The sequence below is a fragment of the Streptosporangium pseudovulgare genome (genome assembly GCF_014648055.1).
Lineage (GTDB): Bacteria > Actinomycetota > Actinomycetes > Streptosporangiales > Streptosporangiaceae > Streptosporangium > Streptosporangium pseudovulgare.
This window is the reverse complement of the sequence record NZ_BMQJ01000029.1, coordinates 1-25,508: the sequence shown is the minus strand read 5'-3', so window position 1 is coordinate 25,508 and position 25,508 is coordinate 1. Positions and strand designations below refer to the sequence as shown.

The window sequence follows — 25,508 nt, the reverse complement described above, 5'->3', positions numbered from 1 at the left end:
GCCGGGCCAGCCGATTACCGTCCCGCGGCGGGGTGTGTCCGGTGGAGGCCGGTGTGTTTCAGCGGGGCTGGTCGGCGGGGTGTGTTTCGCGGGGGCGGGTGGCGGCCAGGCTGGCGAGGAGTTTGAGCCGGTCTTCGGAGGTGGTGCCGGGTTCGGCGGTGTAGATGGTGAGGTCGTACGCGGTCTGGTCGATCATGGGCAGGTCGAGGGACTGGTAGGTCAGTTCCAGGTCGCCGACCTGGGGGTGCCACAGTCGTTTGGTGCCGTCGTGGTGGATGCGCACGTTGTGGGCGGCCCATTGGCGGCGGAATTCGGTGCTGAGGATGGACAGTTCGCCGACGAGTTCGCGCAGGGCCCGGTCGTGGGGCTCGCGGCCGGCTTCGGCGCGCAGCAGTGCGGCGGTGGCGACGGCGGCGGCGTCCCAGTCGGGGAAGAACCGGTGGGCGCCGGGGTCGAGGAAGATGTAGCGGGCGAGGTTGGCGTGGCCGTGCTGGGCGGTGGTGGGGATGATCATCGGGGCGCCGTTGATGGCGATGCTGACGTTGCGGCTGCCCAGGCGGTTGACGCTGATGCTCGCCTTGGGTGTGTTCGCGGTCGGGCATCTCGTCGTCGCGGTCGGTTCCGGGTTCGCGGTGCTGCTGGGGGCGCGGTTCGTGACGGCGCTGGCGGCCGGGGCGTTCTGGGCGGTGGCCAATGTGGCCGCCGGTCGTGCCGCGGGTCCCGCGGCGGGTTCCCGCGCTCTGGGGCTGGTGGGTGCCGGAGGCATGCTCGCCAATGTCGTCGGGGTGCCGCTCGGCGCGTTCGCCGGGCAGCTGGTGGGCTGGCGGGGCCCGTTCTGGGTGCTCGCGGTCCTGGCGGTGGCGGCTGCCGGGCTGATCGCCCGTACCGTTCCGCATGGCGGCGGTGATCGTCAGGTGGTGTCGGTGCGGGCGGAGGCGGCGGCTTTGCGGTCGGGTCGTCTGTGGCTGGTGCTGGCGGCGTGTGCGACCACGACCGGCGGGGTGCTGGCGGCTTACTCCTACATCGCGCCGTTGCTGACCGGCCGGGCCGGTGTCGCGGCCGGGTTCGTGCCGCTGGTGCTCGTCGGTTTCGGCGCCGGGGCCGTGCGAGTTCTGCGGGAGGGTCTGCACACCTCCTGTATCCATCCGGAGGCCGGTTTCTGGGACGGTGAGCCGGGAGAGGGCGGCCGGGCCGAAGCGGTTCGTGTGCCGCTTGCCGACGGCACCTTGGTCAAGCTGCCCGTCGCGCCCGCAGTACGAGGACGCGCCGATCGGTATGGGCGGTCTGTTCCGTCCCGATCTGCGTTTGGCCGGCGGGCCTGCGCCGGTTCGCGCCTACATCGAGGAGTCGATGCCCGGCATTCTGAACGGCGTCATCGAGTCGGGGAAGGTCTTCGATGCCGTCACCTGCCTCGATGGTGTCCCGGCCGGTTATCGGGACATGGTCGGCCGCAGGAGCCTCAAGGTTCTCGTCAGGCCCTGGTCTGCGGGGCGTGGTCCGGTCTCCCGGGAGGCCTGTCCGCGTTCCTGCGGGGTGGGTGCGGGCGGGCGGTCCGGGGGTGACTTGCGGGTGGCGTCGAATGCGTGTTCCACTGATCGGATGCGATGGGAGGCGCCCGCGTTGCTGGAGGAGCCGCCGCGGGGCGGGCCGCGGATCGAGCGCACCGCCGTCCGGCGTGTCCTTGGGGATCTGACGTGTTATGAGGCTCCGGTGCGCAGCGCGTTGGAGCGTTCGGGTGGTGGGTGGTCGCTGAGCCCGTATCGGGGGTGTGAGCTGGGGTGCCGGTACTGCGCGGCGCGGGGTGCGCATCGGCGGCTGGGGCTGGATGCGGGGGTGGGGTTCGACTCGGCGGTGGTGGTGCGGCCGGACATCGGGCGGCGGCTGCGGGTGGAGCTGGCGTCGCGGTGGGACGGCGAGCATGTGAGTGTGGGGCTGGGCGGTGACTGCTACCAGCGGGCCGAGGAGGTCTACCGGTTGATGCCGCAGGTGGTGGCGGCGTTGCGGGAGGCGGGGGCGCCGTTCACGGTGTTCACCAAGAGCCCGTTGGTGCTGCGGGACGCCGAGCTTCTGGCGGGGGCGCCGGGGGCGGGGGTGGTGGTGTCGATCGCGTTCGTCGATGAGCAGGTGCGGCGGTGGGCGGAGCCGGGGGCGCCCAGTGCGCAGAAGCGGCTGGAGCTGGTGGCGGAGCTGGGTGAGCGGGGGGTGGCGTGCGGGGTGGCGATGGCGCCGGTGCTGCCGTTGGTGACCGATTCGGCGGATCAGCTGGCGGCGACGGTGCGGCGGGTGGCGGGGGCGGGGGCGGTGAGTGTGGAGCCGCGGGTGCTGCGGCTGCCGCGGGGGGCGCGGGAGTGGTATCTGGCGTGGCTGGGTGAGCGTCATCCGCGGCTGGTGGAGCGGTACGGCGAGCTGTACGCCCAGGGTGCGGACGCCGAGGAGGGGTATGTGCGGGCGGTGACGGCTCAGGTGCTGCAGCTGGCGGCCCGTTACGGGCTGGGGGCTGAGCGGCCGGAGCAGCCGTTGCCGCTGGCGCTGCCCGGGCATCGGCAGTTGCCGTTGCTGTGAGGCGCGGGGCGTCGGTTTGGGGTGCCGGTGGGGAACGGGTCGTGGGGCTCGAGTGGATATGGCGCACTCCCTGATACGCGTCGGCGGGCTGGTCCGGCATTGGAATGATCAGGGCCTGTTCAGGCGGCTGAACCACGTTCTGGTACGGCGTAGCAGGTCGATGCGGTGGTTTCGTTCGATGATGTTGTGGCCTTCGCGGGGGTAGACGATGAACTCGTGCTCGACGTCGAATCTGCGCAGGGCGCGGTGGAGGAACTCCGCCTGGCTGAGCGGGACGTTGGTGTCCTGTGCGCCGTGAACGATCAGGACCGGGGTTCGGATCTTGGAGGCGTGGGAGATGGGGCTCCGCTCGTCATGTGGGTGCGGGCCCACGCCTTCCCAGCCGGTGCTGCCGCCGTGCTCCGCCTCGAACGCGCCGAGTTCGCCGGTCGCGGCGAGCATGCCCCAGTCGCTGATGCCTGCGCCCACGAGCGCCGCTTTGAAGCGGCCGGTCTGGCCGACCGCCCAGGCGGCGAGGTATCCGCCGTGGCTCCAGCCGCCGATGCCCAGCCTTTCCGGGTCGGCCACCCCCTGCTCGATCAGCAGGTCGATGCCGGTGAGAAGATCGTGCCACTCCTCACGGCCGAGGATGCCGTTCGTCGCGAAGGCGTGGCCGTGGCCTTCGCCGCCTCGTGGATTGGGGAGGAAAACGGCGTGGCCGTCGGCGGCGAGCCACTGCGCGGGCTCGTGGTAGTGCAGGAGCAGTTGGTCGGCCCAGCGTCCATAAGGCCCGCCGTGCACGATCGTGACCAGTGAGAACGGGCCGTCCTCGCGGGACCTGCCGGGCGGCAGGACGAGCAGGCCGTCCAGTTCCAGCCCGTCTTTCGCGCGGTAGGAAAGGCGTTCCTGGGCGCCCCACTCGATGGCCCGCAGTTCGGGTGCGGTGTCGCTGCGCCGTACCAGCGGGCCTTGGACGGGACCCGCGAAGACCGATCGTGCCTCGTGCGCCTCACTCCTGGCCACCGCGACCGTCGTGCCGTCCGCGCTGGCCGTCAGCCATGACGCCAGCCCTCGGAGGGGCAGAACCTCGACGAACCTTCGTGTGGCCGGGTCGAGGCGATGGATCGCGGAGTCCAGCCCGTCCGCGACCAGAGCCAGCCCGCCGGAGGCCAGGTTGAGCGGGCAGACCGGCAGGCCTTCGGTGAGGTTGCGGTGCTCTTCGTCTGCCGGCGCGACATCCAGTACGGCGTTCCCGCCGGCGATGCCGGGCGGTGTCTTTGCGATATAGGACATGTGCCACCCGTCCGTGCCCTCCCACCAGGTGAGTGAGCGCGCCGAGACGGCCGCCGCGCCCAGTTCTCGCGTGTCGCCGGTGGTCGGGTCGAACAGGTGCAGGCGTGGCGTCAGTTCGCCCGGGTCGGGGTCGGCCGACTCCTGTGTGAGTACGGCGAGCATCCCGCCGCCGGGCCGCTCGGCGACCTCGATCACATGCCGTCTCTGGAAGACCTCTGGGGTTTCGACCGCGCCGCTCCGCAGGTCGAGCAGCCGCAGCCGGTCATGGTTCGCGGCTTCGCTCCACACCCACGGGTCGCTCTCGCCGGGGTCCGGTGAGAGCACGACCACGGTGCAGGGGTCGGCGAGTGGCAGGTAGGTGCTCACCTCGCCTTTCCATGACCTGCGGTCGCCCCCTTCGGGGCGTTCCCGGTGCAGCTGGGTTTCCGTCCGGAAGTAGACGTACCGCGAGTCAGCCGACCATTTGGGGTCGGTTCCTTCTCCCAGCTCCCTCGGTGGCGCGTCCCCGTCCGCCCTCGTCACCCAGACCGTCCTGCCGGGCATCACGCCGTATGCCACCCACCGCCCATCCGGCGAAACCACCGGAATGACGGGCATCCGAGCGTCGACCACCATCTCTTCGGTCAGCATCGTCCGATGCTCGCACATGACTCCGGCACCCACTCGGTGATCTTCGTTGTGCGGACCGCCCTGGGGTGCCGGGTCCGCTGTCGTGGCGTGCCGGAGACGCGAGGGGGAAGCCGGGGAGGGCGGGAAAGGGCCGGGGCCCCGCGCCGCCGGTGCGGCGGCGCGGGGCCCCGATGGGTGGTCCTTCTCCCCCGCCTTCCGGCGGGGTGTTTTCGCGGGAGGGGCGGGGGTCAGCTGTCGGCGCCGGTCAGGGCGCTGCCCTTCTTCCACTGGCTGAACGGCATCTGCCAGAAGCCCCAGCCGTTGTTCCATTCCAGTTTGCGGTTGGTGCCGGTGATGGTGATGACGTCTCCGCGCTGGACCTGGTCGTAGAACCACTTGGCCTGGTCGGGGCGGGCGTTGATGCAGCCGTGGCTGACGTTCTGGCGGCCCTGGGCCCAGACGTTGTTGAGGGCGTGGACGTATTCGCCGCTGTTGGAGAACCGCACCGCGTGGTTGATCATGAGGTCGTAGTAGCCGGGGTCGCCCTTCTTGCGGCCCGGGGAGATCATGCGTTCGGGGTTGGCCTTGCCCATGGTCAGGTGGACGCCGCTGGTGGTGGTGTATTCGCGGGTGCTGGCGTTGCCGGCGCTGATGAGCATGGTCTTGACGACCTTGCCGTCGCGTTTGACGACCATCTTGTGGGTGCGGGTGTTGACGATGGAGGTCTGGGCCGCGCCGATCCGGATGGTCTTGGTCATGTCCTCGACGCCGTAGGCGTCCTTGCCGCTCTGGACGCCGGTGAGGTTGGCGGTGAAGGTGACCTTCTGGTGCGGTTGCCAGAATTTCGCGGTGCGGTAGATGACGGTGGTGTCGCTGGTCCAGCGCCAGGCGCCCTGGGAGGGTTTCTCCGATTCGACGTGCAGGGCTTTTTCCACCGCGGCCTTGTTGGTGACCGGGTTGTTGAAGGTCACGATGATGGGGGCGCCGACGCCGACCTTTTCGCCCTTGACGGCGGGGGTGACGTCGGCGACCTTCAGCTCGACCTGGGGTTTGCGGGTGGTGAAGCTGCTCTGCGCGGTGGTGCCGCCGGCGGCGCGGGCCGAGACGGTGTAGGCGGTGGACGGCTTCAGTGCCCGCTTCGACACCCATTTGGTGCGTCCGGCGTCGAAGGCGCCTTCAACGGGTTCGCCGTCGCTTTCGGCGGTGACCTGTTCGAGGGGGCCGCCGGCGGCGGTGACGACGATCCTCTTGTTCGGGGCGACGGTGTCGCTGCCCTGTTGCGGGCTGATCTTTATGGTGGCTCCGGAGGGTGCTTCCTTGGCGGGTGCCTTCTGCCCCTCGGCGGCGGGGTCGCTCGCCGCCGGTCCGCCGGAGCAGGAGGTCGCCAGTAGGGCGGCGGTCGTCACGGCCAGGGCGGCCAGTGGTGTCCGGAGGGTGCGGCGTTCCACGTCTAGCACAACTTTCTCCCCCATAGCAGCAAGGTGCGTTCAAAACTTTAATAGGTGATGCGTAGTCCGGCTGCCTGGTTCAACCGAGTTCGGTCACGTTTACGTCACTTTGTGGAGTCAATGTCGTGCCGACAGGGGGTCAGGAGGTCCATGGAGAGCGGCGGGGGGCCGCGTCCGGCGGTGGGACGGCCGGTGGCGGTGGCGGGCGGCGGCCGGCGGGCCCGCCGGGCCGATGCGGAGGATAGGGTGGTTTGACCGATCGATTCGGAGGGTCTGGGTGATGACCACAGCTCGGTCCGCCGGCCAGGGCACCCGCTCCGGAGGTGGTGAGGCCCCCGCCGGCCTGCACGGTGAGGTCCGGGGCGGCTCCCACGGCGGCCTGCGCGCCGGTCTGTGTGATGATCCGCCGGACGGTTTCCAGGACGACGCGGCGCGGGTGCCGGATGAGGCGCTGCTGCGCGCCGTCGTGGACGCCTGCGGCGAGGGGGTGGTGCTGTGCGACGCCGGGCAGGTGGTGGCGCGCAACGCCGCGGCGGCGCGGATGCTGCCGGCCGCGCGGCCGGGCACGGCCGCCGCCTCCGCCGGGGAGGCGTTGTCCGATCCCGGCCACCCCGAGGGTGAGAGCCGCGAGGTCGCCGTCGCCGGGCGGCGGCTGCTGGTGCGGCGCGAGTCGTTCGGGACCCGCCACCGCGCCTGGTACCTGAGGGACGTCACCGCCGAGCACGCCCGTACCGAGGCTCTGCTGGCCGAGCGGCGGCGCACCGGTTTCCTGCTGGAGGCCGGGCGGCGCCTGGCCTCCTCGCTCAACCCGCGCCGCTGCGCCCGCGCCGCGGTGGAGCTGGCCTGCCCGTTCCTGGCCGACGCCGCCATGGTGGTGCTTCCTCCCGCCGCGCGGCGCCAGGCGCCCTGGCTGCGGTCGGTGCCGGGCCGGCCGGTCATGCAGGAGGGCGTCATCGGCCCGGCCGAGGTCGCCCAGGTGCCGGGCCTGACCGAGGCGCTGGCCGGTTTCCCGCCGGTGCCCAGCCGCTGGCTGGATCCGGCGCAGGTGCCGGAGTGGCTGCTGCCGGAGGGGTTCGGTGTCGCCGCCCATCTGCTGGTCACCCCGCTGCCGGGCAACGGCGTCCCGGCCGGGGCGCTGGTCCTGGCCCGCGGTGCGGGCGGTGAGCCGTTCGATGAGGAGACCGAGACGCTGGTGCGGGTCTTCGCCTCCCGGGCGGGCGCGGCGATCTCGGCGGCGGCGCTGTACCAGGAGCAGGGTGAGACGAACGCGATCCTGACCGGCGGGCTGCTGCCGCCGCGTCTGCCGCAGCCGGCGGGCGCGGAGCTGGCCGGGTCGCTGCGCGCGGCCCAGCAGACCAGCCTGGTCGGCGGTGACTTCTACGACGTCTGCCTGCCCGGCGGTGAGGCCGCCGGAGGTGAGGCGGGCGGTGAGGCGCTGCTGGTGCTGGGGGACGTGTGCGGCAAGGGGGCGCGGGCGGCGGTGCTGGCCGGGCAGGTGCGCCAGTCGCTGCGGGCGCTGCTGCTGCTGGAGCGCCGGCCGGGGCGGCTGGTGGCGCTGCTGAACCGCTGCCTGCTGGCCTCCGCGGTGCCCAACTCCTTCGTCACGCTGGTGCTGGGCTCCCTGGCGGCCGCCGCCGGCGGCGGGGTGCGGCTGGAGCTGGTGGTGGCCGGGCATCCGCCGCCCCTGGTGCTGCGCGCCGACGGCACGGTCGAGGAGGTCGCCTCCCGCGGTTCGATGCTGGGGGCGATGAGGGAGGTGGTGCTGGAGCCGGTCACCGTCGAGCTGGCTCCGGCGGAGGTGTGCCTGTTCTACAGCGACGGCATCACCGAGGCCTTCGGCGGCCCGTCGGGCCGGGAGATGTACGGCGGCGCCCGGCTGAAGACGGCGCTGGCCGGGTGCGCGGGCATGCCCGCCTCCGCCGTGGTGGAGCGGCTGGAGCAGCTGAGCACCGAGTGGCTGGCCGGGCGGGTCCAGGACGACCGGGCCCTGCTGGCCGTACGAGCGAAAGGGGTCCGATGAGCGTCGCCGCCCTCTCCCCCGGTCTGCGGGCCGCGGGTGAGCGTTATTTCGACCGCATCGGCCACGCCGATGAGTTCGGCGCGGTGGATGTGGTGCTGGAGCTGCTGGAGGCCGGGATGCCGGCCGAGCGGCTGCTGCTGGACCTCATCGCCCCGGCCCAGCGGCGGGTGGGTGAGCTGTGGGCGGCCAACGACTGGTCGGTGGCGCGTGAGCACGCCGCCACGGCCGTCAGCGAGCGGGCCGTGGCGGCCGTGGTCGCGCGGGTGCGGCCCCGCCCCCACCTGGGGCGCGTCACGGTGGCCTGCACCGACGGGGAGTACCACGCGCTGCCGACCCGGCTGCTGGCGGAGGTGCTGCGGCTGCGCGGCTGGCACGTCGACTTCCTGGGAGCCTCGGTGCCGGGCCCGCACCTGATCACCCATCTGCACCAGACGGGGCCGGACGCGGTGGCGCTGGGGTGCGCGCTGGCGTTGCGGCTGCCGCGGGCGCACGCCATGATCAGCGCCTGCCAGGCGGTGGGTGTGCCGGTGCTGGCCGGTGGGGCGGGGTTCGGCGGTGACGGCCGGTTCGCGCGGCTGCTGGGCGCCGACGCCTGGGCTCCCAGCGCCGACGCCGCCGCCGATCTGCTGGCCGAGGGGGGTCTGCCGTCCTTCCCCTCCCCCGCCGCGGCGCCGGCCCACCTCGATGACGAGGAGTACACGCATCTGACGCGGCGGCGGCCGCTGCTGCTGCAGACGGCGATGGGCGCGCTCGGCGCCGCGTTCCCTGCGATGGCGTCCTACAGCCCGGCGCAGCTGGAGGCCACCGCCGAGGACCTGGGTCACATCCTGGACTTCCTGGGCGCGGCCCTGTACGTCGACGACGAGGAGCTGTTCTCGGAGTTCGTGTCCTGGACGGCCGGGGTGCTGCGGGCCCGGGGGGTGCCGCAGCGGGCGCTGGGCGGCGGATTGCGCCTCTTCCACGGCGAGCTGCGAGACTTTCCCCGGGCCCGCCGCATCCTGCAGTGCGGTATCGCCGCCGCGGACGGCGGCCACAGCGAGTTGGAGAACTGACACCAGATGCTCGAGAAGACCCCGCTGCGTACCGAGGTGCGAAGCTGCGAGCCGGGCACCGTGTTGCTGGTGCTCACCGGTGACCTGGACTACGACACCGCGGCCGAACTGGTCGCCGCGGCGCAGGAGGTGCTGGGCGGCGGGGTGAGCCGGCTCGATCTGGATCTGTCGGGGCTGGACTTCGTCGACTCCTCCGGCCTGGCCGCTTTGATCAACGTCTACAACGTCGCGCGCGAGCAGGAGGCGGGCCTGCGGATCGTCGCGCTGACGTCGTATCTGCGGCATCTGTTCCAGGTGACGGCGCTGGACCACATCTTCGAGCTGCCCGCCTGACACCCCTCTTTTCGCGGTGGGATGCTTGGTCGTTGCGGGTGATGCGCCCGCCGGGTGACGCGCGGGCCCGGTGGCGAGGGCTCGCCGGGTCGTGGGGGGTGGCGCGCGTCAGGCCGGCGCCGGGCCGGCCGGTGCCGCCGGGCGCCCGGGATCGTCGCGGTGGAAAATCGCCAGGAGGGCGAACCAGACCAGGATCATGATTCCGGCCGGGCGCAGGAATCCCTCGGCGAGAAGGGTGCCGGCGAAGGAGTAGCCGGCGAGCCAGACGCCGGTGACGACGCCGGCCACGCGGACCGGCCAGGAACGGCTGACCAGGGAGCTCGCCACGATCCAGACGCCGGCGAGGACGTGGCCGCCGAGCCGGACCGCCCAGGCCGTGTCGTACTCGACCGCGTTGATCATCAGGATGCCGGCGAGGACGTCGAGCGTCACCCAGCCGTAGCCCGCGGCTTTGGCCCAGGGGGCGGCCTCCAGGCGCGATACCAGGAAGAGGATCGAGAGGTGGAAGAAGACGCCCAGGTATTCTCCCCACGCCACGTCCGGGTCCGTGAAGAAGGCGATCACGGCGGGGAGGAACAGCAGGAGGGGCAGTAGCGCCACCAGGCGCAGGCTGGCGTAGTGCCGCCGGGGATCGAGCATCGGATACGTCCTTGTACGTCGAGTTGTCCGGTCGGGTCGAACACTAGGAAGAGAAGTGTTGATATGTCAACAGTTGGGTCGGGTGAGGGGACGGAGCTGTGGCTGCGGTGGAAACGCGCCTACGAGACGGTCCGCACCGCCGTCATCGCCGAGACCACCGCGGCCTCCGGCGTCTCCGAGCCGGAGCTGAGCGTCCTGGCCTGCCTGCACGAGTCCGGCGGTAGCCTGCGGCAGAACGCCCTCGCCGCCGTCCTCGGCTGGGACCGGACACGGCTGTCGCACCTGCTGACCCGGATGGCCGACCGCGGCTACGTGGCCCGCGGCAAGGTCGCTAACGGGGTGGAGGTCGCGCTGTGCCCCGAAGGCAGGCACGTGATCGACGCGACGTTGCCGGCACTGGAGGCGGCCACCCGGCGTCACCTGCTGGACCGGCTCGGCCCGGACGGCGCCAGGACGCTCAAGGCCCTCGCCGATCGCCTCCTGCCCGGCGAAGGGGGCGGCTGAGGCCTCCGGGACCTCGGCCGGGGGCTCCTGCGTCCTCACAGGTCATCGGCGTATCCGCCCGCGGCTCGCCATGGCCTCGTTACGGCCTCGTTACGGCGAGGATCCGCAGAGCGGGTCCTGGGCGGCCCCGGCGCCGCCCGGGGCCGGGGCGGCCGGCGGGAGCAGGGCGCTGAGGGCGGCCGAGCCGTCCAGCAGGGCCCGGGAGCGGGCGGTGATGGCGGCGTCCCTGGCGGCCAGCGCGGCGGCGACGTCCCCCTGGCGGCGGGCGTGCCGCAGGTGCGGCATGAGGTCACGGAGGGGCGCGACGCGGTGGCCGGCGGCGCGCAGCTGGTGGACGATCCGGGCGTCGCGCACCTGGGCGGGGGTGTATCGCCGGGTTCCGCGGACGCCGTCGCGGTCGGGCACGACGAGGCCTTCGGCGTCCCAGTGCCGCAGCGTCGAGGGGCGCACGCCGAGGGCGGCGGCCAGTTCGGAGACGCTCATCGCGTCGGAGGGGCGCACCTCGCCGATCGGCTCGCCGTGGATCGCCCGGGCGGCCTCCTCGGCCTGCCGCAGCCGCGTGCGTTCGGCGTCGAGCCGGGCGTGGGCGGCGTCCAGCAGGGCCAGCACGTGCGAGGCGGGCAGACGGTGGGCGGCCCGGAGGATCTCTTTGGCCTCGGTGGGGCCCACGCCCGCGGCCAGGGCCCGGTAGGCCAGCGCGCAGTGCAGGTGGACGCCGGTGTAGCGGCGGTGGCCGGTGGCCGAACGCTGCGCCGGCGGCAGCACGCCGTCGCGTTCGAGGTTGCGCACCTGCTGGACGGAGTAGCCGGATCGCCGCGCGACGTCGACGGTGCGCATGCCCTGTGATTTGCGACCTGGCACCCTGAATCCCCTGAGTGTCCGCTGGAAAGTCTCCACAAGCACTTTAATGTGACGCTTGAGGCATGACCATGGATGAGATCATCGGTTTCGCAGGCGGCCTCGACGGCGTGCTGGCCCTCCGCCCGGCGCCCGGCGACGGCACGCCGGAGCTCGCCTGGGGGGATGCGTTCTTCTACTACTCCCCCGACGGCGTCGTGCCGACGACGACCCAGCCGTTCGCGACGATCGTGACGAAGAACTATCCCGATGACGAGACCTCCCGCCTGGAGCGGCCGGGCGCCTTCCGGGTGAACGTCGCCGCCGGCCGGGAGGCGTTCACCCGCTGGACCGGGCACGCACCCCGCGAGACGGCCACCGCCGGGGACGGGGACGGGGCGGCCTGCGGCGGGGGTGACACCGACGACACCGTGATCGCCCACCCCGTCTACGGCCCCCAGGGCTGGCTGGCGGTGGTCAACCCGGGCCCGCGTACCGCCGAGGCGGTCCGCGAGCTGCTGGCGGAGGCCCACCGGCTGGCCCGCGCGCGGTATGAGCGGCGCGCCGAGGCGGGGTGAGACGACATGATCGCCTGTTTTCGGGCGCTCTCTCCACCTGGCCGACGACGAGCCCTGTGCCCGTAGGATGGCCGGCTGGACCTGACCGCCGTCCGGCGGGCCGGCGTCAACCCCGTACGACACGGAAGAGGCACAGCACCATGGCGAGCCGGGACGTCACCGTACTCGACGATCCGGTGGGCGCGTCACTGCGCGGTCACCACGCCCATCTCGCCCGCCGGCTCGGCAAGGCCGTCACCTACCAGCCGGGGGTCGCGACCTTCTCCGCGGTGACCGCCGATCCGGATCCGCAGGAGTGGGCCGACCTCGCCCGGCTGCTCGGCCGGGGCGAGCTCGCCGACATGTTCAGCGGTGCGGCGGCGCCGCCGCCGGACTGGGAGCCGGTCTTCGTCCTCGAAGGCCGCCAGATGACCTGGTCCGGCGGCGACCGGCCCGGTCCGGATGAGGCCGTCGACGCCGTGGTGATCGGCGGCGGCCCCGCCGGGCCGAACGGCGCGCGCCTTCCCGCCGGGACCGGCGCCGGTGTGGTGGAGCTGGGCGCCGGCAGCGTGCCCGAGATGCTGGGCCTCGTCGCGCGGACCCGGCCGGGGCCGTTCTGGCCGCGCACCCGCGAACTCGGCACCTATCTCGGCGTCCGGGACAACGGCACCCTGGTGGCGATGGCGGGTGAGCGCCTGCGGCCACCGGGATGGACCGAGATCAGCGCCGTCTGCACCGCCCCCGAGGCACGCGGGCGAGGACACGCCGCCCACCTGGTCGGTGCGCTCGTCACGCGGATCCTGGCGCGTGGCGAACGTCCCTTTCTGCACGTGGCCGAGGCGAACACCGGCGCGATCGCCCTGTACGAGCGGCTCGGCTTCGAGACCCGCAGGCCCGTGACCTTCCGGGGGTTCCGCACTCCGTGACGGCCTGCGGCGCCCGATGGGGCGGATCCTTCGGCGGCGGCCGAAGCATCGCGGGGCCATGATGGAGGTCATGACCGCCACCGACACCGCCACCGGCTCCGTTCCGCTCGCCGCGCTGGCCGCCCTGCTCGCCGATCCCACCCGGGCGAGGTTCTGCCTGATGTTGCTGGACGGTCGGGCCTGGACGGCCGGGGAGCTGGCCCGCGGCGCCGGGGTGGCCGCCTCCACCGCCAGCGAGCACCTGTCGCGGCTGGTGGCCGGGGGGCTGCTGACCGAGGAGCGCCAGGGCCGCCACCGCTACCTGCGGCTGGCCGACGCCCGGGTGGCCCAGCTGGTGGAGGACCTGGCCGCCCACGCCGGCGGTGAGCCGCGGCCGGCGACGCTGCGGGCCTCGGCGGCGGCGCGGGCGATGGCCGAGGCCCGCACCTGCTATGACCATCTGGCCGGGCGGCTGGGGGTGGCCGTCACCGACGCGCTCACCGCGCGGGGCCTGCTGCGCCAGGACGCCGGGTTCGCCCTCAGCGAGGAGGGGCTGGAGTGGTTCGCGACCCGTCTGGCGGTGCCGCTGCCCGCGCCCGGGCGGCGGCCGCTGGCCCGGCCGTGCCTGGACTGGACCGAGCGGCGCCACCACCTGGCCGGGGCCGCCGGGGCCGCGTTGTGCTCGGCGCTGCTGCAGCGCGGCTGGGTCGTGCGGATCGGCTCGGGGCGGGCGCTGCGGGTCACCGACGGCGGGCGGCGGGCGCTGGCGGAGCTGCTGGGGCTGGACGCGGGCGCCGACGCGGACTCGGGTGTGGGACGGGCGCGGATGCGGGCCGGGCGCGGGCGGTGAGCGCCTGAGCGGTGAGGCGGCCCGGGGAGACGGGCTCGCCCCGGGAAGGCCGGGCGCGGCGGCCGGGGGCGGGGCCCCGGCCGCGGGCGGCGGCACGCCGGGCCGCGCTCACGCGGCGGTGGCGCCGGCGCGGGCGGCGGCCAGGGCCGTATCGGCGTCGGCGGCCGCCAGGTCGGCGTTGATGTGCGCGCCGGCCAGGGCGCCGGCCGCGGCGGACGTGCCGACCTGCGCCATCGGGTCGGTGGCGTTGCCCGCCACCCACACCCCCGGCACGGAGGTGCTTCCCGCGAGACCGGTGGCGATGCGGCGGCCCATGCCGTGGGGCAGGTCCTCCATCGCCAGCCCCAGTCCGGTCAGGCCGTCGGTGCGGGCCAGCGGGGTGGTGGCCACCGCGATCACGCGGCGGGGCACGAGCCGCCCGTCGGTGAGCCGTACGCCCGTGACGCCCTCCTCGGTGGAGGTGATCTCCGCGACGGGGGTGTCGATGACGGTGATGCCGCGGGCGGCGAAGCGCGCCCCGGTCTGCTCGTCCAGGCCGGTGCCGCGGGTGAAGTACACCAGGTCGCCGGTCAGCTGCCGGAACAGCAGTGCCTGGTGGGCGGAGGCGGGGCCGATGGCCAGGACACCGATGGGCTCATCGCGCACCTCCCAGCCGTGGCAGTAGGGGCAGTGCACCACGCCGCCTCCCCAGTGCCGGGCCAGGCCGGGGATGTCGGGCAGCCGGTCCCGCACGCCGGTGGCGATCAGCAGCCGGCGTGCGCGCAGGACGCGGCCGCCGGCCAGGGTGACGGTGAACCGGGGGTCGCCCCCGGCGGGGGCGGCGGGGGCGGCGGAGACCACCTCGCCGGTGGCGACGCGTCCGCCGTAGCGGCGCACTTCCGCCCGGCCGGTGCGCAGCAGCTCCGCCGGCGGGGTGCCGTCCAGGCCGAGCAGGCCGTGCACGCCCTCGGCGGGCGCGTTGCGGGGTGCGCCGCCGTCGATCACGATGACCGAGCGGCGGGAGCGGGCGAGCATCAGCGCGCCGTTCAGCCCGGCGGGGCCGCCGCCGATCACCACGGCGTCGACGGTCTCATCGGGCAGGTCGTCGCTTGTGCGCTCGGCGGTCGTCGAGGTCATGGACGTGGCCTTTCTCATGGTCGGCGGACCTCACGGGTGGAGGTCCGGTGGTGACGACGCTAGGCGGGCTTTGCGTCTAAGGCATAGGGTCTTGCCTATGGAGCAAGACGATGACGGGCTGGACGGCCTGGTGCGCAAACGGATCCGTGCCCTGCGCGTGTCGCACGGCTGGTCCCTGGACGATCTGGCCGCCCGGGCCCGGCTCAGCCCTTCCACGATCAGCCGGATCGAGAACGGCCGGCGTCGCCTCGCCCTGGACCAGCTCGTCACACTGGCCCGGGCGCTGGACACCTCCCTGGACCAGCTGGTCGAGACGGCCGGCGAGGACGTCGTCAGCAACCCGGTGCGTGATGCGGGCCATCGGCTGATGCGCTGGACGGTGCGCGCCGATCCCGGCGTCACCGTCCTGCGCCAGCGCCTGGTGGACCCGCCGCCGCGGGACCTGTCGCGGCTGCGCGCCCACCCGGGCCGGGAATGGTTCGTCGTCCTGTCCGGCGCCGTGACCCTGCTCCTGGGCGAGCGCCGTTTCCGGGTGGAGGCCGACCAGGCCGCGGAGTTCCCCACGATGCTCCCGCACGCCATCGGCGCCGCCGGCGGCCCGGCCGAGATCCTGGGGATCTTCGACCGCGACGCCCGCCGCGGTCACCAGGACCGTCGGTCGGTGATCCCCGTCGAGGAGGACCAGGGCGCCATCGGCGTGGCCTCCGCCCGGGTCCGGCTCCGCGGCCCCGTCCCGTGACGTCTCCCTTCCCGATCGAAATCGGGGGGCGCCCTTCCCGTCTCACCTGGCATAATCCGGGCATGTTCGTTGTCACAGTGACCTACACGGCACCGCTGAAGGACGTGGATCGGTGGCGGCCGGCCCACGGCGAATGGCTGAACGATCTCATCGCCCGGCGGCTGCTCCTGGTGGCCGGACGCCGGGTGCCCCTGGTCGGTGGCGTCTATCTCATGGCCGACATGCCCGCCGAAGAACTCGCCCAGATCCTGGCCACCGATCCGTACGTCCTCAACGACGTCGCCACGCACGACGTCGTGGAATTCACACCGCTACTCGTGGCGGACGGCCTGGAGAGCCTCCGGGGCGCTCCGCTCAAGAACTGAACCGTCGAAGCCATGAGCCCCCATCGGGCACTGATCGGGATCACGGGACACGCTCCAGAGCAAAGGCCGAGGGCGGTCCGCGGGTTCCCCGGCCCCGGTGCCGATCAGTGGTGCTTCGCCCGGAGGCGTTCCAGGACCCACAGGGTGAGGGCCGCGGCCGACAGGGTGCCGCCGAGCAGGCTCACCCCGCTCCAGCCGGCGTGGGTCCAGGCGAGGGAGGCCAGGGGCGGGCCGGCGGCGCCGCCGAGGAAGAACGCGGTCATGAGGGCGGAGTTGAGCCGGTTGCGGCTCTCCGGGGCGAGCGCGTAGATCACGTTCTGGCCGGCGTTCAGCAGCGCCTGCTGGGCCACGGTGAACAGCACGACCCCGGCGATGAGCGGGACCGGTGAGAGCGTCCCGGCGGCGATCAGCGGCCACGACAGCGTCAGGAGCGCGGCGGCGATCCCGCTGACCTGCTGCACCCGTCCGCGGTCGGCCAGCCGGCCCGCGATCGGCGTGGCGAGGGCCCCGGCGATGCCGGCCAGGCCGAGTGCGCCGACGGCCGCCTCGTGCCAGCCGTACGGCGGGCCGGTCAGCAGGAACGTCAGCGCCGTCCACAGCGCGCTGAACGCGGCGAACGACAGCGCGCCGATGCCGGCCCGCCACCGCGGCAGCGGCTCGTGGCGGAACATCGCCAGCGTCGAGCCGAGCAGCGCCGGATAGGACAGTCCGAGGGGGGTGTGCAGGCGGGGCAGGAACCGCCGCAGCAGGACGGCGGCGGCCGCGACGAGGATCGCGTTCAGCCAGTAGATCGTCCGCCAGCCGCCGAGCGCGGACACCGTGCCCGCCGCGGTGCGGGCCAGCAGGCCGCCGAGCAGCAGGCCCGTCATGACCGTGCCCACGACGCGGCCGCGCTCGCCGGGTGCGGCGAGGGTGGCGGCGTAGGGGACCACGACCTGCGCGGCCACCGAGGTGAGCGCGGTCAGCGCGGTGCCGGCCAGCAGCAGCGCGCCGCTCTGCGCGGAGGCGGACACCAGCAGGAACACCGAGGTGGCGGCGAGCAGGCCGACGCTGAGGCGGCGGCGTTCCACCAGGTCGCCCAGGGGACCAGGAGGATCAGGCCGAGGGCGTAGCCGCCCTGCGCGGCGGTCACGATCAGCGCGGCCATGGCGGTGCTCAGCTCCAGCTGCCGGCCGATCACCTCCAGCAGGGGCTGGGCGAAGTGGTTGCCGGCGACCGCGAGGCCGGTGGCCGCCGACATCAAAAGCAGCGGCCCGCGCCGCAGCCGGGCGGGGGCCGCGGCGGCGGGGGTGCGCCGCAGGGTCTGCGTCATGGGTCAGGGGTGCGCCGGCCCGGATCAATGAGTCCAACACATGATTTTCATCATGATCGATCGTGGTGCATGATGGATGGGTGGAGCTGCAGCAGCTGAGGTATGTCGTCGCGGTCGCCGAGATCGGCAACTTCACCCGGGCGGCCGAGCGCTGTCATGTGGTGCAGTCGGCGCTCAGCCACCAGGTCGCCGCTCTGGAGCGGGAGCTGGGCGTCCGGCTGTTCGAGCGGACCAGCCGGCGCGTGCGGCTGACGCCGGCCGGAGAGGCGTTCCTGCCCGGGGCGCGGGCGTGCCTGGAGGCCGCCGAGCGGGCGCGGGCCGACGTCGCGGCGGCGAGCGGGGAGATCCGCGGGCGGCTCGCCGTCGGCGCCATCCCCACGGTCGCGGCCGTCGACCTGCCGGCCGCGTTGCGGGACTACCGCCGGCGCCACCCGCGGGTGCGGATCACGCTCGTCTCGGCGGGCAGCGAGGAGCTCGTCGAGCAGGTCCGGCGGGGCGGCCTCGATGTGGCGTTCCTCGGCCTGCCGCCCCGCGCGCAGCCGAAGGGGGTGCGAAGCCGCCGGCTCGGCACGGGCGAGCTGGTGGCCGTGGTCGCGCCGGACCACCCCCTGGCGCACGGCGAGACGGACCTGCGCGGCCTGGCCGATGAGCCGTTCGTCGACTTCCGCGCCGGCCACGCCGGGCGGCTGCAGTCGGATGAGGCGTTCGCGGCCGCGGGGGTGCGGCGCGAGGTGCCGTTCGAGGTGTCGTCGGCCGAGTTCATGGTGGACCTGGTACGGCAGGGCCTGGGGGTGGGCATGCTGCCGGCCGCGTACGCGCCGCGTTTTCCCGGCCTGGGCGTCGTCCGGCTTCGCGACGCCCCCACCCGGGCCGAGCACCTGATCTGGGACGACCGGCCCTCCCCCGCGGCCGCGGCGTTCCTGGAGCTGGTCGGCGCCGGGGACGAGGAGAGGAGCTGATCGGGCGGTGAGGCCCGCCGGTCCCCTCCCGGGCCGCCGCCGAGGAGAGGAGCTGATCAGGCGGTGGGGCCGCCGATCCCCTCCCGGGCCGCCGTCACCGCTTCGGAGGGGATCGGACATAATCGCGCGTATGGATCATGTTGCGGCGCGGAAGTTCGTGGACGGCTGGGTGGCGGCGTGGAACGCCCATGACCTGGATGCGCTGCTGGCTCACTTCGCGGAGGACGTGACGTTCCGTTCGCCGGTCGCGGCGCAGCTCCTCGGCGGCGACGGGGTCATCCGCGGCAAGGCGGCGCTGCGCGCCTACTGGGCGGAGGGGCTGCGGCGCATCCCCGGCCTGCGCTTCGAGGTCATCGATTCCTACGTCGGCGTCGACTGCCTGGTCATCAACTACCGCAACCAGAAGGGCGGCCTGGTCAACGAGGTGCTGATCTTCGACGGCCCGCTGGTGGCCGAGGGGTACGGGACGTATCCCGGCGGCGACGCCGACCCCGCCGGCGCGGAACCGGCGGGCTGAGGCTCAGGCCGGGCGCAGCCGGTGGGTGAGGCTGGTGTGGCGGCGGCCGGCGCCGCGGGTGCGCACCGCCTGGCCCAGCGCGCGGCGCGAGCCGACGATGACGACGAGCTTCTTGGCCCGGGTGATGGCGGTGTAGAGCAGGTTGCGCTGCAGCATCATCCAGGCGCTGGTGGCCAGCGGGACGACCACGGCCGGGTACTCGCTGCCCTGGGAGCGGTGGATGGAGACGGCGTAGGCGTGGGCGAGCTCGTCGAGCTCGTCGAAGGCGTACTCGACGTGCTCGTCCTCGTCCGTCAGCACGGTCATCCTGTGGTCGTCGGGGCGGATGTCGACGACCGTGCCGACGGTGCCGTTGAACACTCCCGCGGTGCCCTTGTCGTAGTTGTTGCGCAGCTGGGTGACCTTGTCGCCGACGCGGAAGACGCGGCCGCCGTAGCGGCGCTCCGGCATGCCCTCGCGGGAGGGGGTCAGGGCCTCCTGCAGGAGGGCGTTGAGGTTGCCCGCGCCGGCGGCGCCGCGGTGCATGGGCGCCAGGACCTGCACGTCGCGGCGCGGGTCCAGGCCGAAGCGGCGCCGGATGCGGTTGGCCACCACGTCCACGGTCAGTGCCGCGATCTCCTCGGCCTCCTCGCAGGGGAACAGGAAGAAGTCGCCCATGCCCTCCAGGGCGGGCATCAGGCCGGAGTTGACCCGGTGGGCGTTGGTGACCACGCCCGACTCCTGGGCCTGGCGGAAGATGTGGGTCAGCCGCACCCGGGGCACGACGTTCTCGTCGGCGGCCAGGAGGTCGCGCAGCACCTCGCCGGCGCCGACGGAGGGCAGCTGGTCGACGTCGCCGACGAACAGAAGGTGGGTGCCGGGGGCGACGGCCTTGACGAGCTTGTTGGCCAGCAGCAGGTCCAGCATGGAGGCCTCGTCGACGACGACGAGGTCGGCGTCCAGGGGGTTGTCGCGGTCGAAGGTGGCGTCCCCGCCGGGGCGCAGCTGCAGCAGCCGGTGCACGGTGGTGGCCTCGTGCCCGGTCAGCTCCGACAGCCGTTTGGCGGCCCGGCCGGTGGGCGCGGCCAGGACGACCTTCGCCTTCTTGGCGCGGGCCAGGGTGACGATGGAGCGCACCGTGAAGCTCTTGCCGCAGCCGGGGCCGCCGGTCAGGACCGCGACCTTGTTCGTCAGGGCCAGCCGTACGGCGTGGGCCTGCTCGGGGGCCAGGTCGGCGCCGGTGCGTTTCGCCAGCCACTCCAGGGCGACGTCCCAGTCGACGCCGGCGAAGGCGCCGAGCCGGTCGGCGGAGGAGTTCAGCAGGGAGCGCAGCGAGGAGGCCAGCGACAGCTCGGCGCGGTGGAACGGCAGCAGGTACACCGCCGGGACGACGCCGTCGCCGGCGGGCACCTCCTCGCGGACCACGCCCTCCTCGCTGACGAGTTCCTCCAGGCAGGAGGCGGTCAGCTCGGCCGGCACCGCCAGGATCTTGACGGCGTCGGCGACGAGGTTGGGCGCCGGCAGGTAGCAGTGGCCGTCGTCGGCGGCCTGCGACAGGGTGTAGCGCAGGCCGGCCTTGACGCGTTCGGGGCTGTCGTGCGGGATGCCGACGGCCTGGGCGATGGTGTCGGCGGTCTTGAAGCCGATGCCCCACACGTCGTCGGCCAGCCGGTAGGGCTCGTTCCTGACGACGGAGATGGAGGCCTCGCCGTACTGCTTGAAGATGCGCACCGCGATGGAGGTGGAGACCCCGACGCCCTGCAGGAAGATCATCACCTCTTTGATGATCTTCTGTTCCTCCCAGGCGGCGCCGATCATCTTGGTGCGCTTGGGGCCCAGGCCCGGGACCTCCACCAGGCGCTCGGGGGTGGTCTCGATGACGGTGAGGGTCTCGGTGCCGAAGTGGTCGACGATGCGCTCGGCCATCTTCGGGCCGATGCCCTTGATCAGGCCGGAGCCGAGGTAGCGGCGGATGCCCTGGACGGTGGCCGGCAGCACGGTGGCGTAGGACCACACCTCGAACTGCCTGCCGTAGCGGGGGTGGGAGGTCCAGCGGCCGGTCAGGCGCAGCGACTCGCCGGGCTGGGCGCCCAGCAGCGGCCCGACCACGGTGAGCAGTTCGCTGCCGGAGCGTTCGGTGGCCACCCGGGCGATGGTGTAGCCGGTCTCCTCGTTGGCGTAGGTGATGCGCTCCAGGACCGCCGAGATCGACGTACCGGGGGCACCGCCCTTCTCCGGTTGCACGCCACCACCTCCAGCGTCGGATCGTCGGGCGCAAGTTTAGGCCAGCGGACCCCGATGCCGGCATGCTCACCCGGCGGCCGGTCCGCTCCCGGTCCGCTCCCGGCGCGGCCGTCGGCGGTGCGCGGGCGCCGCAGGGGGTTCCGCGGCCCCGCCTACCCCGCCTGCGGCGCCGGGGTGAAGGGGTCGCCTCAGGCGTCGCCGGCCGGCGGGGCTCCGGTGAAGGCGCCGGCGGCCGCGGCGAGGGCGGCGGTCCTGGCCGCCTGGCCGGGCAGGTGCGGGTCGGGTGGCGTGCGGAGGAGCACCAGCTGGTGGTACAGCGGCGCGGTGGCGGCGATGAGCAGCCGCCGGGCGTCGGTGCGCGGCGGAAGCTCGCCGCGCTCGGCGGCCCGGCCGACCATGGTCTCGCAGCGGGCGTAGCGGTCCTCCCACAGCCGCCGCTGGGCGTGGTCGGCCTTCTCCGAGCGGAACGAGGCGGCGATCAGGGCCGCCATGATCGGCGGTTGCGCGGTGAGGGCGTCCTGGATCTCGTGGTTCAGCGCCGCCAGGTCGCCTTCCAGGGAGCCGGTGTCGGGGGGCTGCCAGTCGTCCTCGCCCGCGGCGTCGAGGACGTCGGCGAGCAGGCCGCCGACGTCTCCCCAGCGCCGGTACACCGTCGCGCGGTGCACGCCGGCGCGCGCGGCGACGGCGTCCATGGTGAGGCCGTCGTAGCCGTGCTCGGCGAGCTCGGTGAGGACGGCGTCGAGCACCTGCGCGCGGATGCGGGCGGTACGGCCGCCGGGGCGGCGCCGGGCCGCCGGCGCCGCCCCGGCGGCCCGCGGGTCCTGCGGGTCCTGCAGTCGTGGCGCTGAGGGGGTCATCGCGTGGTCATCCGGTTTGCTCCGTGGGACGTCGGCATGCCAGTATCTTAATGCATCATTTGTCGCACTAATGGGGTCGCCGGTGTTCCTCCGGAGCGTCCGCCCGGCCGTGCGGCATCAGACGGTGCCCGGCCGCGCCCGAGCCCGCGGCACCGGCCTCCCGCGCCGGTGCCGCCGTCGCCCAGGTCCGCAGGACGGCCCGCAGGAAGGAGACGACTCATGACCCCACCCGTTCCCGCCGATCCGACCGTGGTGCACCCCATGCCCGGCCAGCCGCGCCTGGTGCTGCTGAAACCGCTCATCACCTCGCCGCTGATCGAGGTCGGGGAGTTCTCCTACTACGACGACCCCGACGACCCGGCCGCCTTCGAGACCCGCAACGTGCTCTACCACTACGGGCCGGAGAAGCTCATCATCGGCAGGTTCTGCGCTTTGGGCGAGGGGGTGCGGTTCATCATGAACGGCGCCAACCACCGCATGGACGGCCCCTCGACGTTCCCCTTCCCGATCATGGGCGGTTCCTGGGCCGGGCACTTCGACCTCATCACCGGCCTGCCCGGACGGGGCGACACCGTGGTGGGCAACGACGTCTGGTTCGGCTACCGGTCCACGGTGATGCCCGGCGTCCGCATCGGCCACGGCGCGATCATCGCCTCCGGCTCCGTCGTCGTCGACGACGTCCCCGACTACGGCATCGTCGGCGGCAACCCCGCCCGGCTCATCCGCCGCCGCCACGGCGACGCCGACATCGACCGCCTCCTGGCCCTGGCCTGGTGGGACTGGCCGCTGGAGCACATCACCCGGCACATCCGCACGATCATGTCCGGCACCGTCGACGACCTGGAGAACGCGGCGCCCGCGCAGGTGTGAGACGGCCCGCCGCCAGGGGGCGGCAGACCGTTCAACGGCCATGACAGGGACAACCGGCGGCCCGGTGCGGTCGGCGGCCTCACCGCCGCGCCGTCGAGCTCCGGCGGTGCCCTCACCCGCGGTGACCTGCGCTCCCACCCGTCATCGGGAATCACCCTCAACACCAGAATCGAGTTGTCCGATGCCTGCTTCGTCCCAACCCGGCCCGTTCGCCGACTGGCTTCGCGATCACGCCGCCCCGCTCACCCACCTCGACCCCGAGGCGCCGCTGGACGACCTGGAGCCGCTGCGCGAGCTCATCGGCGCCGCGCGCGTCGTCGCGATCGGGGAGAACTCCCACTTCATCACCGAGTTCGCACACCTGAGGCAGCGCATCCTGCGCTTCCTGGCCGAACGCTGCGGCTTCACCGTCCTGGCCTTCGAGTACGGCTTCAGCGAAGGCTTCCCCCTGGACGCCTGGGCCCAAGGCCAGGGCGCCGACGACGACCTGCCGGCCCAGCTCGCCACGGCCATCCCGGTCGGCGTCGAGGAGCCGCTGCGCTGGATGCGCCGGCACAACGCCACCGCCGCGCGACCGATGCGTTTCGCCGGGATCGACATCCCCGCCGCCGGCGGCTCCCTGCTGCCCGCCCTGGCACCCGTCGCCGGCTACCTACGCGACATCGACCCGGAGACGCTGCCGATACTCCAGGAGGCGATGCGGATCGCCGGCTCCTTCGCCGGAGCCTCCGCCGCCTCGGCCGCGCCGGCCTGGACCCGCCTGCCCGTCGCCGAGCAGGACGCCCTCAGTGCCGCCCTGACACGGCTGATCATCCGGTTCCGCTCCCTGGAGCCGCTGTACGTCTCCCGCGGCGACCGGCACGACTACGACGTGGCCCTGCGCCGCCTCGAAGCCGCCTGCCACGCCGACTACGGTTTCCGCGCCATGGCCGGCCTGTACGCCGGAGACGGCCTGACCGCCGACACCTCGGCCCGCGACGCCTACATGGCCGGATCACTCCTGTGGCACCTGGAACGCCTCGGCCCCGGGGCCCGCATCGTGCTGGCCGCCCACAACGCCCACATCCAAAAGACGCCGGTCTCCTTCGACGGCCGGCTCACCGGCCTGCCGATGGGCCAGCACCTGCACCACGCCCTCGGCGGCGACTACGTCGCCCTCGCCCTGACCAGCACCGCCGGGCACACCGCCGACATGCGCCCCGACGAGAACGCGCGCTTCGGCTTCGCCATCGAGGACACCGCGCTGCAGCCACCCGAGCCGGGCAGCATCGAGGCCGCCTTCGCCGACGCCGGACTCGGGCTGAGCATCGCCGACCTCCGCCGGATGCGCGCGCAGGCCCCCGACGGCGCCGGCCACTCCCCCGGCCCCGACCGTTACCGGATCCAGAGCGCCTACCTGCACACGCCCGTCCTGGAGGCGTTCGACGGCGTCCTCAACGTCCCGGTCTCCACCGTCGCCGGTGACGCCGGAGCCGGCGCACCCTGAGAACGACGGCCGGATCGGCGCGCTGAAACGCCGCGACCACCGGCGCCGGATCCGGTCACAGAGGCTGGTCACAGGGGACGCAGCGTCTCGCCGATCCGCTCCAGCAGACCCCGGCGGGCGGCGTCGTCGGTGCTCAGCGTCAGCACGCAGGTCCGGCCGCCGGACGCGGGCAGCAGGAGGCGCAGGCCGTGCAGCCGCACGCCGCCGACGGTGAAGACGTATCCGACGCGCGCCGCCCGTCCGCCGGCGACCGGCACCGTGCCGGCCCGCAGGACGCGTCCCCGCAGCGGCGCCAGCCGCCGTACGGCGTCGGCGAGCAGCTGCGCGGCGGAGGTGGTCGTGCCGGGCCGGCAGCGGGCGGTGAGGTTGGTGGCGAAGCGGTGCGGGGAGCGGCTCATGGAGGCGGGGTCGAACGCCCAGATCCCGTCGCGGGCCGCCACGGGCTCCAGCCCGTCCTGGGCCCGGTGGATCTGCTTGTCCGTCAGGCCCGCCCGGCTCAGGCGCCGCTCCAGGCCGCCTCCGGTGCTGTCGAGGGCGACCCAGGAGCGCGGCACGCCGAAGGTCAGGCCGTTTTCCGGCCCGCCGGCCCGCGCGAAGCCCCGCGGCAGGCCGCCTCCCCCGGCGCCGCCGTCCGGGGCCGGGGCGGCCGCGGTGCCCGCCGGGTTTCCGGGCGGGACGGCCGGGCCGCGTACGGGGGCCGGGGCGGTGCCCGCCGGACCGGCGGCGCAGCCCGCGCAGGCGGCGGCCGGCGCCAGGCACAGCGCGGCCGCGACGGCACGACGACGGTGACGCGTCACCTCCCCTCCTCTCCCCCGCTTCCCCGGGCCGTGTCCGGTCGCTTTCCGCCGGGTCCGCACTCGCCTGCCCTCCCCGCGCGGGGAGGACCGTGCGACCGGCCCGGGCCGGCACGGCCCCTTTCCCGCAGGTTAAGCGGCGCGCGGCGGCAGCGGCGGTTTCCGGCGCGGTGTGTCGCCGCGCCGTACCGCACCCGCCCGGAACCGGTTCCGGGCCCGTCTAGACGGGCCGGCCGGGTACGGCGGCCGGAGCCGCCGCCGGCGCCTTCGGCGGTCGGGGCACGGCCGGTTCCGGCAGGGTGCGGAACAGCAGCCAGCTCAGGACGGGCATCAGGATCAGCGGGGTCAGCGCCATGCGCAGGGAGGTGACGTCGGCCAGGTGGCCGATGAGGGGACCGGCCAGGCCGCCGGCGCTGACCGCCAGCCCCAGGGTGATCCCGCTCGCCGTGCCGACGTGCCGGGGCAGGTAGTCCTGGGCGAGAGTGACCTGCAGGGAGAACGGGACGTACAGGCCGACGGAGGCCAGCGCCACGAACAGGTGGCGGGCCAGCGCCGACAGTTTCACCTCCGGCACCGGGTCCACCCGCACCGCCCCGGCGCCCAAACCGCCGATCTCGGCCACCCGACGCAACTCCGCCACCATCACCCGGCCCGAGGCCCGCGTCGGCGCGGTACGTAGCCG

The 25,508-nt window shown here is 73.8% G+C and carries 26 protein-coding genes and 1 pseudogene; 15 read left to right on the top strand and 12 right to left on the bottom strand.

Annotated features, from left to right (window positions below):
• Positions 1-58 precede the first annotated feature (58 nt).
• Positions 59-514: an MmyB family transcriptional regulator gene (locus IEZ10_RS39550; RefSeq protein ID WP_229811968.1), complete on the bottom strand. Its 456-nt coding sequence runs from the start codon at positions 512-514 to the stop codon at positions 59-61.
• Between IEZ10_RS39550 and IEZ10_RS35310 the strand changes: the two genes are divergently transcribed.
• Positions 507-1,562: an MFS transporter gene (locus IEZ10_RS35310; RefSeq protein ID WP_229811967.1), complete on the top strand. Its 1,056-nt coding sequence runs from the start codon at positions 507-509 to the stop codon at positions 1,560-1,562. The two genes, IEZ10_RS39550 and IEZ10_RS35310, sit on opposite strands and share 8 nt — an antisense overlap.
• A 148-nt stretch (positions 1,563-1,710) precedes the next feature.
• Complete coding sequence (locus IEZ10_RS40160; RefSeq protein ID WP_373287451.1) at positions 1,711-2,562, top strand: radical SAM protein; 852 nt, start codon at positions 1,711-1,713, stop codon at positions 2,560-2,562.
• A 108-nt stretch (positions 2,563-2,670) separates the two neighbouring features.
• On the opposite strand, the gene IEZ10_RS35300 is transcribed toward IEZ10_RS40160, so the two are convergent.
• Entirely contained in the window at positions 2,671-4,200 is a 1,530-nt protein-coding gene (locus IEZ10_RS35300; RefSeq protein ID WP_229811966.1) for a S9 family peptidase, read from the bottom strand.
• 491 nt (positions 4,201-4,691) lie between these two features.
• On the bottom strand, positions 4,692-5,915 hold the full coding sequence (locus tag IEZ10_RS35295; RefSeq protein WP_189250860.1) for a L,D-transpeptidase: 1,224 nt from the start codon (positions 5,913-5,915) through the stop codon (positions 4,692-4,694).
• A 256-nt stretch (positions 5,916-6,171) separates the two neighbouring features.
• On the opposite strand from IEZ10_RS35295, the gene IEZ10_RS35290 reads away from it, so the two are divergent.
• Genes IEZ10_RS35290 through IEZ10_RS35280 form a run of 3 tightly spaced genes read left to right on the top strand, consistent with a single transcriptional unit; the run spans position 6,172 to position 9,296 of the window.
• Positions 6,172-7,911, top strand: a complete 1,740-nt coding sequence (locus IEZ10_RS35290) for a PP2C family protein-serine/threonine phosphatase (RefSeq protein WP_189250859.1) — start codon at positions 6,172-6,174, stop codon at positions 7,909-7,911.
• Positions 7,908-8,963 carry a cobalamin B12-binding domain-containing protein gene (locus tag IEZ10_RS35285; protein ID WP_189250858.1) on the top strand — a complete coding sequence of 352 codons (1,056 nt, stop codon included), beginning with the start codon at positions 7,908-7,910 and terminating at the stop codon, positions 8,961-8,963. The genes IEZ10_RS35290 and IEZ10_RS35285 overlap by 4 nt, the downstream gene beginning before the upstream one ends.
• Positions 8,964-8,969: 6 nt before the next feature.
• Complete coding sequence (locus IEZ10_RS35280; RefSeq protein WP_189250857.1) at positions 8,970-9,296, top strand: STAS domain-containing protein; 327 nt, start codon at positions 8,970-8,972, stop codon at positions 9,294-9,296.
• A 108-nt stretch (positions 9,297-9,404) separates the two neighbouring features.
• Here the strand turns inward: IEZ10_RS35280 and IEZ10_RS35275 are convergent, their stop codons facing one another.
• Positions 9,405-9,935 (bottom strand): hypothetical protein, encoded by a 531-nt coding sequence (locus IEZ10_RS35275; RefSeq protein ID WP_189250856.1) that lies wholly within the window; start codon positions 9,933-9,935, stop codon positions 9,405-9,407.
• 63 nt (positions 9,936-9,998) lie between these two features.
• On the opposite strand from IEZ10_RS35275, the gene IEZ10_RS35270 reads away from it, so the two are divergent.
• Positions 9,999-10,439, top strand: coding sequence for a MarR family winged helix-turn-helix transcriptional regulator (locus tag IEZ10_RS35270; RefSeq protein ID WP_189250855.1), 441 nt, complete (start codon positions 9,999-10,001; stop codon positions 10,437-10,439).
• Between the two features lie 90 nt (positions 10,440-10,529).
• On the opposite strand, the gene IEZ10_RS35265 is transcribed toward IEZ10_RS35270, so the two are convergent.
• A complete protein-coding gene (locus tag IEZ10_RS35265; RefSeq protein ID WP_189250854.1) occupies positions 10,530-11,276 on the bottom strand; it encodes a MerR family transcriptional regulator in 747 nt (248 codons plus the stop codon).
• An 86-nt stretch (positions 11,277-11,362) separates the two neighbouring features.
• On the opposite strand from IEZ10_RS35265, the gene IEZ10_RS35260 reads away from it, so the two are divergent.
• The 3 genes from IEZ10_RS35260 (at position 11,363) to IEZ10_RS35250 (ending at position 13,588) form a co-directional block, all read left to right on the top strand.
• Positions 11,363-11,854: a DUF6194 family protein gene (locus IEZ10_RS35260; RefSeq protein ID WP_189250853.1), complete on the top strand. Its 492-nt coding sequence runs from the start codon at positions 11,363-11,365 to the stop codon at positions 11,852-11,854.
• A 140-nt stretch (positions 11,855-11,994) separates the two neighbouring features.
• Positions 11,995-12,759 carry a GNAT family N-acetyltransferase gene (locus IEZ10_RS35255; protein WP_189250852.1) on the top strand — a complete coding sequence of 255 codons (765 nt, stop codon included), beginning with the start codon at positions 11,995-11,997 and terminating at the stop codon, positions 12,757-12,759.
• A gap of 61 nt (positions 12,760-12,820) precedes the next feature.
• Complete coding sequence (locus IEZ10_RS35250; RefSeq protein WP_373287452.1) at positions 12,821-13,588, top strand: ArsR/SmtB family transcription factor; 768 nt, start codon at positions 12,821-12,823, stop codon at positions 13,586-13,588.
• Between the two features lie 108 nt (positions 13,589-13,696).
• Here IEZ10_RS35250 and IEZ10_RS35245 read toward each other — a convergent pair whose 3' ends face one another.
• Complete coding sequence (locus IEZ10_RS35245) at positions 13,697-14,704, bottom strand: NAD(P)/FAD-dependent oxidoreductase (protein ID WP_189250850.1); 1,008 nt, start codon at positions 14,702-14,704, stop codon at positions 13,697-13,699.
• Positions 14,705-14,801: 97 nt separating this feature from the next.
• On the opposite strand from IEZ10_RS35245, the gene IEZ10_RS35240 reads away from it, so the two are divergent.
• Together IEZ10_RS35240 and IEZ10_RS35235 are read left to right on the top strand one after the other, a co-directional pair.
• Positions 14,802-15,443: a helix-turn-helix domain-containing protein gene (locus tag IEZ10_RS35240; protein ID WP_189250849.1), complete on the top strand. Its 642-nt coding sequence runs from the start codon at positions 14,802-14,804 to the stop codon at positions 15,441-15,443.
• Between the two features lie 62 nt (positions 15,444-15,505).
• Positions 15,506-15,808 (top strand): YciI family protein, encoded by a 303-nt coding sequence (locus tag IEZ10_RS35235; protein WP_189250848.1) that lies wholly within the window; start codon positions 15,506-15,508, stop codon positions 15,806-15,808.
• Positions 15,809-15,912: 104 nt separating this feature from the next.
• Here the strand turns inward: IEZ10_RS35235 and IEZ10_RS35230 are convergent, their stop codons facing one another.
• A complete protein-coding gene (locus IEZ10_RS35230; protein ID WP_229811964.1) occupies positions 15,913-16,878 on the bottom strand; it encodes an MFS transporter in 966 nt (321 codons plus the stop codon).
• Positions 16,770-17,120, bottom strand: a complete 351-nt coding sequence (locus tag IEZ10_RS39540) for a hypothetical protein (protein ID WP_229811963.1) — start codon at positions 17,118-17,120, stop codon at positions 16,770-16,772. The genes IEZ10_RS35230 and IEZ10_RS39540 overlap by 109 nt, the downstream gene beginning before the upstream one ends.
• A gap of 62 nt (positions 17,121-17,182) precedes the next feature.
• On the opposite strand from IEZ10_RS39540, the gene IEZ10_RS35225 reads away from it, so the two are divergent.
• On the top strand, positions 17,183-18,079 hold the full coding sequence (locus IEZ10_RS35225; RefSeq protein WP_308426334.1) for a LysR family transcriptional regulator: 897 nt from the start codon (positions 17,183-17,185) through the stop codon (positions 18,077-18,079).
• Between the two features lie 130 nt (positions 18,080-18,209).
• On the top strand, positions 18,210-18,596 hold the full coding sequence (locus IEZ10_RS35220) for a YybH family protein (RefSeq protein ID WP_189250847.1): 387 nt from the start codon (positions 18,210-18,212) through the stop codon (positions 18,594-18,596).
• A 3-nt stretch (positions 18,597-18,599) separates the two neighbouring features.
• Here IEZ10_RS35220 and recD2 read toward each other — a convergent pair whose 3' ends face one another.
• Both recD2 and IEZ10_RS35210 read right to left on the bottom strand, forming a co-directional pair.
• Positions 18,600-20,819: an SF1B family DNA helicase RecD2 gene (gene recD2 / locus IEZ10_RS35215; protein ID WP_189250846.1), complete on the bottom strand. Its 2,220-nt coding sequence runs from the start codon at positions 20,817-20,819 to the stop codon at positions 18,600-18,602.
• Between the two features lie 188 nt (positions 20,820-21,007).
• Positions 21,008-21,676: a TetR/AcrR family transcriptional regulator gene (locus IEZ10_RS35210; protein ID WP_189250845.1), complete on the bottom strand. Its 669-nt coding sequence runs from the start codon at positions 21,674-21,676 to the stop codon at positions 21,008-21,010.
• 219 nt (positions 21,677-21,895) lie between these two features.
• Here IEZ10_RS35210 and IEZ10_RS35205 point away from each other — a divergent pair, with 219 nt between their 5' ends.
• Together IEZ10_RS35205 and IEZ10_RS35200 are read left to right on the top strand one after the other, a co-directional pair.
• The gene (locus tag IEZ10_RS35205) at positions 21,896-22,546 is read left to right on the top strand and encodes a CatB-related O-acetyltransferase (protein ID WP_189250844.1); all 651 of its coding nucleotides are present in this window, start codon (positions 21,896-21,898) and stop codon (positions 22,544-22,546) included.
• Positions 22,547-22,727: 181 nt separating this feature from the next.
• Positions 22,728-24,032 (top strand): erythromycin esterase family protein, encoded by a 1,305-nt coding sequence (locus tag IEZ10_RS35200; RefSeq protein WP_189250843.1) that lies wholly within the window; start codon positions 22,728-22,730, stop codon positions 24,030-24,032.
• A 68-nt stretch (positions 24,033-24,100) separates the two neighbouring features.
• Here the strand turns inward: IEZ10_RS35200 and IEZ10_RS35195 are convergent, their stop codons facing one another.
• Together IEZ10_RS35195 and IEZ10_RS35190 are read right to left on the bottom strand one after the other, a co-directional pair.
• Positions 24,101-24,829: a hypothetical protein gene (locus tag IEZ10_RS35195; RefSeq protein WP_189250842.1), complete on the bottom strand. Its 729-nt coding sequence runs from the start codon at positions 24,827-24,829 to the stop codon at positions 24,101-24,103.
• A 217-nt stretch (positions 24,830-25,046) separates the two neighbouring features.
• Positions 25,047-25,508: pseudogene (locus IEZ10_RS35190) on the bottom strand (hypothetical protein); the annotation flags it as partial.

Coding starts and splice junctions, on each gene's coding strand:
- IEZ10_RS35310 (WP_229811967.1), top strand. CDS start 507: ATGATCATCGGGGCGCCGTTGATGGCGATGCTGACGTTGCGGCTGCCC.
- IEZ10_RS39550 (WP_229811968.1), bottom strand. CDS start 514: ATGATCATCCCCACCACCGCCCAGCACGGCCACGCCAACCTCGCCCGC.
- IEZ10_RS35295 (WP_189250860.1), bottom strand. CDS start 5,915: ATGGGGGAGAAAGTTGTGCTAGACGTGGAACGCCGCACCCTCCGGACA.
- IEZ10_RS35290 (WP_189250859.1), top strand. CDS start 6,172: ATGACCACAGCTCGGTCCGCCGGCCAGGGCACCCGCTCCGGAGGTGGT.
- IEZ10_RS35285 (WP_189250858.1), top strand. CDS start 7,908: ATGAGCGTCGCCGCCCTCTCCCCCGGTCTGCGGGCCGCGGGTGAGCGT.
- IEZ10_RS35280 (WP_189250857.1), top strand. CDS start 8,970: ATGCTCGAGAAGACCCCGCTGCGTACCGAGGTGCGAAGCTGCGAGCCG.
- IEZ10_RS35275 (WP_189250856.1), bottom strand. CDS start 9,935: ATGCTCGATCCCCGGCGGCACTACGCCAGCCTGCGCCTGGTGGCGCTA.
- IEZ10_RS35270 (WP_189250855.1), top strand. CDS start 9,999: ATGTCAACAGTTGGGTCGGGTGAGGGGACGGAGCTGTGGCTGCGGTGG.
- IEZ10_RS35265 (WP_189250854.1), bottom strand. CDS start 11,276: ATGCGCACCGTCGACGTCGCGCGGCGATCCGGCTACTCCGTCCAGCAG.
- IEZ10_RS35260 (WP_189250853.1), top strand. CDS start 11,363: ATGACCATGGATGAGATCATCGGTTTCGCAGGCGGCCTCGACGGCGTG.
- IEZ10_RS35255 (WP_189250852.1), top strand. CDS start 11,995: ATGGCGAGCCGGGACGTCACCGTACTCGACGATCCGGTGGGCGCGTCA.
- IEZ10_RS35250 (WP_373287452.1), top strand. CDS start 12,821: ATGGAGGTCATGACCGCCACCGACACCGCCACCGGCTCCGTTCCGCTC.
- IEZ10_RS35245 (WP_189250850.1), bottom strand. CDS start 14,704: ATGACCTCGACGACCGCCGAGCGCACAAGCGACGACCTGCCCGATGAG.
- IEZ10_RS35240 (WP_189250849.1), top strand. CDS start 14,802: ATGGAGCAAGACGATGACGGGCTGGACGGCCTGGTGCGCAAACGGATC.
- IEZ10_RS35235 (WP_189250848.1), top strand. CDS start 15,506: ATGTTCGTTGTCACAGTGACCTACACGGCACCGCTGAAGGACGTGGAT.
- IEZ10_RS39540 (WP_229811963.1), bottom strand. CDS start 17,120: ATGACGCAGACCCTGCGGCGCACCCCCGCCGCCGCGGCCCCCGCCCGG.
- IEZ10_RS35220 (WP_189250847.1), top strand. CDS start 18,210: ATGGATCATGTTGCGGCGCGGAAGTTCGTGGACGGCTGGGTGGCGGCG.
- IEZ10_RS35210 (WP_189250845.1), bottom strand. CDS start 21,676: ATGACCCCCTCAGCGCCACGACTGCAGGACCCGCAGGACCCGCGGGCC.
- IEZ10_RS35205 (WP_189250844.1), top strand. CDS start 21,896: ATGACCCCACCCGTTCCCGCCGATCCGACCGTGGTGCACCCCATGCCC.
- IEZ10_RS35200 (WP_189250843.1), top strand. CDS start 22,728: ATGCCTGCTTCGTCCCAACCCGGCCCGTTCGCCGACTGGCTTCGCGAT.